The following is a 6,218-nucleotide window of genomic DNA, read 5'->3' as shown; positions in this document are numbered from 1 at the left end:
TGAGGGAGGAGCTCCAATCGTTCATGAAGAGGCTGCACAGGGATCTAGGTTTCACGGCGATTCACGTCACTCACGACATCATCGAGGCAGGTTACCTGGGCGACAGGATAGCCGTCATGTCGGATGGCGAGCTGCTCAGGGTCGGGAGGCTGGAGGACCTAATGGAATACGCGAGCGATAGGAGGCTGGTGGAGGTTCTAGGTCAGGAGAACGTCCTCAGGGGGTTCGCGCGCAGGGAGGGGACGCTCACCTCAGTCAGGATCGGGGGACTCGAGATCAAATCCGCTTACGATGCTGATGGTGAGGTCCTGGTCCTCATAAGGCCAGAGGATGTTTACGTGCACCATCCAGATGACGTGGGCAGGGTGAGTGCCAGGAACGTCCTCAGAGCGATCGTAGAGGACTTGGAGCACAGGCCCCCCGTTTACATGGTGAGCTTCAGAGCTGGAGGGGTGATCCTGCGCTCCTCCGTCACGAAGCAGGTGATGGAGGAGTTCGGGGTCTCCAGGGGGAGGGAGCTCGTGATATCCGTGAAGGTCACGGCGGTGAGGTTGATCCCCGAGGTTAAGGGTGAGCGGAACCCAGACGGGCCAGAAGTTTTAAGCGAGTGAAAGCCCATCACGGATGCTCTCAGATCTAATCGCCAGGCTGAGGGCGATCCAGGTACCCCCGAGCTTCCTGAGGATCAGAGTCCTACCTGCTCGAGCCCGCCGAGGTTCTGATGGGCGCGTTGGAGATGCTGGAGGAGAGGGCCCGAGGGGGTGAACGATTACGTTATACTTGCCACAGCGCTCACTACAACCCCCTGTTCGCGTTCGACGAGGGCTCAGGAGGAGGGCCATGGGGAGAGGAGCGAGGGTGATCCCATGAGCCGATTCAAGCTGCATCGGGAGGAGCTCTAGATATAAGATCCACGGGGATCTGATTAGAATGAAACCTTAGTATTTTTCAAACACCGAAAACGATCTCCTCCCTCCTGTATGCCTCTATGAGCTCCTCTATCCCCCGCCTGAGGTCCACGGTCGCCCTGAAGCCGAGGACCTCCTCGGCCAGGGAGGTGTCCGCGCACGTCCTGAGCACGTAGTTCCTTATCGGGTTCTCAACGAACTCCAGGCTGAGGGGGAGCTTCTCAGATATCATGGAGGCCAGATCCCTGAAGCTTGTCTCCCTTCCCGTTCCAACATTGAACACCCCATGAGCATCGCTCTCTAGAGCCGCCATGAAGGCCCTGACAACGTCCCTCACGTGTATGAAGTCCCTGGTCTGACTCCCGTCCCCGAACACCACGAACCTCCTGCCCTCGAGCCCTGCCCATATCATCTGAGAAACCACGTTAGCGTACCTCCCCTTCGGCCTCTCATTCGGCCCGTAAACACTGAAAAGCCTGAGTCCTATGGATCTAACCCCGTGAAGGCTATGATAGACCTCCGCCATTCTCTCCATGAAGTACCTGGCCTCCGTGTAGAGGTCCGTCGGTATGACAGGCATGTCCTCCCTGTGAGGGGGGTCGTTCCCGTTGTAGATCGAGGAGGTGGAGGCGTATATGAGCCTGATCCCCCTCCTCCTGGCGAGCTCCATCAGGACGATGAACTCCCCGAGCGCCGAGCCAACAAGGCCCGGATCCTCCCTGTACATCGGGCTGGAGGACGGCATGCCAAGGTGTAGCACGGCATCGACGCGATCCAGTTCAGCCACCCTGGAGGAGCTGCCCTCAAGGAGGATGGCTCCCATCTCCTCAAGTCTCCTGGCCACCTCCCTGGATCCCGTGGAGAAGTCGTCCACGAGAATTACCTCCTCCCCCCTCCTGAGGAGCTCAACGACTATGTTGCTCCCTATGAAACCCGCACCTCCCGTGACCGCTATCATGCCCCATCCCGGTGCAGCGCGGCATCAGCTTTTATCCTTAGCATCAGGTCGGCAGCATCGAGGGTAAAATGCCTGCCGTGGTGGTGACGGGGGGAGCGGGATTCATAGGGAGCCACACTGTCGAGGAGCTGCTCAGGATCCCTGAGCTTGATGTCATCGTCGTGGACAACTTCCACAGCGGGACCCCGGAGAACCTGGGACGTTCGGAGAGGCTCAGGGTGATAAGCTCGGACATAAGGAGGCTGGAGGGCCTTGAGCTGGGATCTGGGGACCTGGAGGGGATCGTGCACCTGGCCGCGATAGTGAGCCTGGATGAGGCCCGCCTCAACCCCAGGCTGGCCGTCGAGACAAACGTGCTGGGAACCCTGAACATGCTGGAGATCGCCAGGAGGCTGGATGTGGAGAGGTTCGTTTACGCCTCAAGCGTTGCTGTTTACGGTGAACCCGTGGCTATCCCGATAGATGAGAGCCATCCCACCAGGCCCTCCAACCTCTACGGCCTCACGAAGCTGATGGGGGAACAGCTCGCGATGAGGTACATGGATGACTACGGCATCGGTGTGATATCCCTGAGGTACTTCAACGTCTACGGCCCTAGGATGAGGGGAGGACCCTACTCCGGGGTCATACACAGGTTCATGAGCGCCCTCATGAGGGGGGAGGCCGTGAGGATATTCGGGGATGGGAGCCAGACCAGGGACTTCGTCTACGTAGAGGACGTGGCCAGGGCCAACGTCAGCGCCCTGACCTGCGGGGCGAGGGGGGCGTTCAACATAGGGACGGGGGTGGAGACCTCGATCAGGGAGCTGCTGGAGCTGCTCTGCGAGCTCATGGGGGCGAGCCCCAGGGAGGTGATATACGAGCCCCCGAGGATGGGTGATGTGAGGAGAAGCAGGGCCTCATACGAGGCCGCGAAGACATCGCTGCACTGGGAGCCCAGAACGAGCCTCAGGGAGGGACTCAGGAGGACCTTGGAGTGGTACAAAGGCTCGAGATACCTTACAAGCTCATAGGGACCGCCCCGCCACGCGTCTCGGGGGAGCGCTCAATTTTATCTTTTGCCCTCCCATTCCGCGCGTGGCCAGGTTGGGAGAGAGGGCCGAGCTGGATGGCACCGATCTTGAGATACTCAGGCTGATGCAGGGCAACGCCAGGATCCCCTACTCGGAGATAGCTAAGAGGCTGGGGATCCCGGAGGCGACCGTGAAGTACAGGGTCAGGAGGCTCCTCGAGAGGGGAGTGATAAGGGGGTTCTACACGCTCTTAGACCCCAGGAGGGTCGGGTTCAACTTCTCATTGATAATACTGCTCAATACCTCCCCGGAGAGCCTTGAGGAGGTTTTCAATGAGATCAAGGATATGCCAGAGGCCACGCACGTTTTCAAGCTCACGGGGAGGTATGACATGGTCGCCATATTCCACGCTAGGGACATGGATCACGTCTCCCGCATAAGCGAGAGCGTCAGATCGCTTAGAGGAGTCATCTCGGCCGAAACGCTGCTGGTCACCGGCATAGTCCACATGAACTGGGAGCTCCCCATATGAGCTCTTTTTATCGAATCGATAATTTTATATAATAAGTGATTGACGAATCATCAGATCACCATGGCTCGCACGGGCTGGAGCTATCAGCTGAGCCTGCTGGCGATTTTTTCAGCCCTGGCCTTCCTAGCATCCCTGTTCGTCAAGATCACATTGAGCTACGGGGCTATAGTTTACTCGATCGTCCTCCTTACGGGAGCCCTGCTTATGGCGAGGCCATTCTCGGCCACGGCAATAGCAGCGATCTCAGGGCTCATATACAGCTTCCAATCCCAGCTGTTCCTGCTGATGCTCGGTACCTTCCTCGTGAGGGGCCTTGCCTTGGACCTCATCTTCATACCGGCCAGGGTCTATGAGAGGGCCTCCGCCGGGAGCTACAGCGTGCCCATGATAGCGGCGGCGATGGTGACCTCAGGCTTCCTAGCGGGGCTTTACCAATATTTCTTCATAACGCTCTTCCTAGGAAAGCTAATCGACTTCGGAGCGTTTTTAGTTTCAACGATATTCCTGACGTCTCTGGTATCCAACGCGATAGCCTCCTACATAGTCCCGAGGCTCCTCATGCCCAGGCTGAGGGGGGTCTGGGGTGGTGCACCTGAGGCAGCTGCTCAGGGGTGAGCCCTCGGAGGTCGAGGTGCTCGCTGACAGGGCTAGGTCGCTCAGCGGGATCGGCTCCATAGTATGGCTCCTCACCTACGGATGCAACCTGAGGTGCCTCCACTGCTATGAGAGGGGAAGGTCTTCGGATGAATTGAGCGTTGAGGACTCCCTCAGGATCATGGACAAGCTGGAGAAGGCGGGGAGACCCCTCATATTCGTCTCAGGCGGGGAGCCCCTGGTCAGGAGGGAGGTCCTCCGGATGCTGGAGGATCTCAGGGCCAGGGGATTCGGGGTGATCCTAAGCACCAACGGGACGCTAATCGATCGATCGGTAGCTGAGAGACTACCGGATCTGGTGAAAAATGTTGCTATACCGCTTTACGGACCAGAGGAGCTCCATGATGCGATAACTCGGGTTAAGGGGAGTCATGGAAAGGTGATAGAGTCCTTACGCATGCTTAAGGGCTCCGTAGGACTCACCCTGAAGACCATAGCCTCTAGGAGAACGGTGAAGCATTTAGACTACCTACTCGGGCTGATCTCGAGGTACGAAGTCACCACGCTCTACCTCTGCGACCTGATACCGAATCCCGGGATGGGGGATGCGCTGAGCGATGCAGAGTGGAGGAAGCTCATGGACGAGCTCATTCGCGTACTTCTTGATATGGACATTGAGATAGATCTGGGCCTGCATCCATCTGCGGCTGTTTACATGATGCTCAAGTTGGGCTATGCATTCCCTGAGATCGCGAGGAGGCTGAGCGGTAGGAGGTTGGCCAGGGAGGGATATTACATCGCGATCGCGCCCAACGGGGACGCCCTGGTGAGCAGCTACACCCCCGATCTGAGGCTGGGGAACATACTGAAGGATGAGCTGAGTGATCTGGTGAGAAAAGAGCTCTTCGTGAGGCTCAGATCTTCCGAGAACCTCAGGGGTCGATGCTCCCGATGCCCCCTGAGGGACTCCTGCGGGGGCTCGAGGGTGAAGGCCTATCTGCACTCCGGTGATGTCCTGGGGGAGGATCCCACTTGCCTAGTGAGGGATATGGTAGCGTAGACTTCAATGAGAGACCGATAATGATCTTCTGGGAACTCACAAAGGCATGCAAGCTTAAGTGCAGGCACTGCAGGGCTGAGGCGATACCGGAACCTCTGGAGGATGAGCTGAACGAGGAGGAGGCCCTGGGGCTGTTGGAGGACATCAAGAGCTTCGGGGAACCCCTTCCCCTGCTCATACTGACGGGAGGCGATCCCCTGATGAGGAGGGATCTTCCCCAAATAGTCAGGAGGGCTCACGAGCTCGGTATGAGGATGGGAATAGCGCCCGCGGTCACGGATCTCCTCGATCATGAGGCCCTGGAGCTGTTCAGGAGATACGATTTGGCCGTCTCCATAAGCCTGGATGGCATGGAAGATGCGCACGACTTCATAAGGAACGAGAGAGGTCACTTCAGGAGGACTCTCTCGGCCCTGAGGATGCTGATTAACCATGGCCTTAGGCTCCAGGTCAACACGCTCGTCTGCAGGGAGAACTTGAGCGACCTCCCTAAGGTGGCCGGGCTTCTCAAAGGGCTGGGGATAAAAGTTTGGGAGCTCTTCTTCCTGGTGAGGGTTGGAAGGGGGTCTGAGCTCGAGGAGCTGGGGCCAGAGGAGTGCGAGGACGTGGTCCACTTCCTCTACGAGGTCTCCAGGTACGGGATGGAGGTCAGGACGGTCGAGGCCCCCTTCTTCAGGAGGGTGGTTCATTTGAGGAGCTCCGAATCGGAGCCGGGTCTCGATGCGAGTGCGATAGCGGAGCGCCACGGCCTGGGACGGATCTACCTGAGACTGGCGAGGGAGCTCATGGATTCGCTGGGACCTCCCGGATCCCGGGCTGAGGTCGGGCGGATGAGGACCAGGGACGGCCACGGCGTGATCTTCGTCTCGCAAAACGGAGATTTCTACCCGAGCGGGTTCGCCCCCTGAAGATCGGGAGCGTGAGGGAGGAGAGCCTGGTGAGGATATACAGGGAGAGCGAGATCCTCAGGAGGATAAGGTCAGCCGACTTCAAGGGAAGGTGCGGTCGCTGCGAGTACAGGCATGTCTGCGGGGGGAGCAGGGCCAGGGCCCTTGCTTCAAAGGGGGACGTGCTGGAGGAGGATCCTGCCTGCGCCCACGAGCCGAAGGTCGGCTAGCTCAGCCACCACCGGCCGGCGGGAATATATCCACAA

At 58.7% G+C, this 6,218-nt stretch carries 6 protein-coding genes and 1 pseudogene; 6 read left to right on the top strand and 1 reads right to left on the bottom strand.

The features are described 5' to 3' along the window. A partial coding sequence (locus tag BA066_06220; GenBank protein RDD53102.1) for a hypothetical protein occupies positions 1 to 611 on the top strand: 611 nt, incomplete at its 5' end. A gap of 337 nt (positions 612 to 948) precedes the next feature. Here the strand turns inward: BA066_06220 and BA066_06215 are convergent. Then, complete coding sequence (locus BA066_06215; protein ID RDD53101.1) at positions 949 to 1,866, bottom strand: NAD-dependent epimerase/dehydratase family protein; 918 nt, start codon at positions 1,864 to 1,866, stop codon at positions 949 to 951. Between the two features lie 68 nt (positions 1,867 to 1,934). On the opposite strand from BA066_06215, the gene BA066_06210 reads away from it, so the two are divergent. From BA066_06210 to BA066_06190, 5 genes and pseudogenes are all read left to right on the top strand, one after another. After that, positions 1,935 to 2,879, top strand: coding sequence for an NAD-dependent epimerase/dehydratase family protein (locus tag BA066_06210; protein ID RDD53100.1), 945 nt, complete (start codon positions 1,935 to 1,937; stop codon positions 2,877 to 2,879). 64 nt (positions 2,880 to 2,943) lie between these two features. Then, a complete protein-coding gene (locus tag BA066_06205) occupies positions 2,944 to 3,411 on the top strand; it encodes an Lrp/AsnC family transcriptional regulator (protein ID RDD53099.1) in 468 nt (155 codons plus the stop codon). 60 nt (positions 3,412 to 3,471) lie between these two features. Next, positions 3,472 to 4,026, top strand: coding sequence for a hypothetical protein (locus tag BA066_06200; GenBank protein ID RDD53098.1), 555 nt, complete (start codon positions 3,472 to 3,474; stop codon positions 4,024 to 4,026). Beyond that, positions 3,995 to 5,065: a radical SAM protein gene (locus tag BA066_06195; GenBank protein RDD53097.1), complete on the top strand. Its 1,071-nt coding sequence runs from the start codon at positions 3,995 to 3,997 to the stop codon at positions 5,063 to 5,065. Before BA066_06200 ends, BA066_06195 begins: the two co-directional genes overlap by 32 nt. 20 nt (positions 5,066 to 5,085) lie before the next feature. After that, a pseudogene (locus BA066_06190) lies at positions 5,086 to 6,182 on the top strand (TIGR04053 family radical SAM/SPASM domain-containing protein). Positions 6,183 to 6,218 lie beyond the last annotated feature (36 nt).

The sequence above is a fragment of the Candidatus Korarchaeota archaeon NZ13-K genome (assembly GCA_003344655.1).
GTDB lineage: Archaea > Korarchaeota > Korarchaeia > Korarchaeales > Korarchaeaceae > Korarchaeum.
Note: the sequence above shows the minus strand (reverse complement) of the source record. Positions and strands in the feature narration are given on the sequence as shown.

Bases quoted from the DNA above. Each gene is read 5' to 3' on its own strand.
- BA066_06215 (RDD53101.1), bottom strand. From the start codon at position 1,866: ATGATAGCGGTCACGGGAGGTGCGGGTTTCATAGGGAGCAACATAGTC.
- BA066_06210 (RDD53100.1), top strand. From the start codon at position 1,935: ATGCCTGCCGTGGTGGTGACGGGGGGAGCGGGATTCATAGGGAGCCAC.
- BA066_06200 (RDD53098.1), top strand. From the start codon at position 3,472: ATGGCTCGCACGGGCTGGAGCTATCAGCTGAGCCTGCTGGCGATTTTT.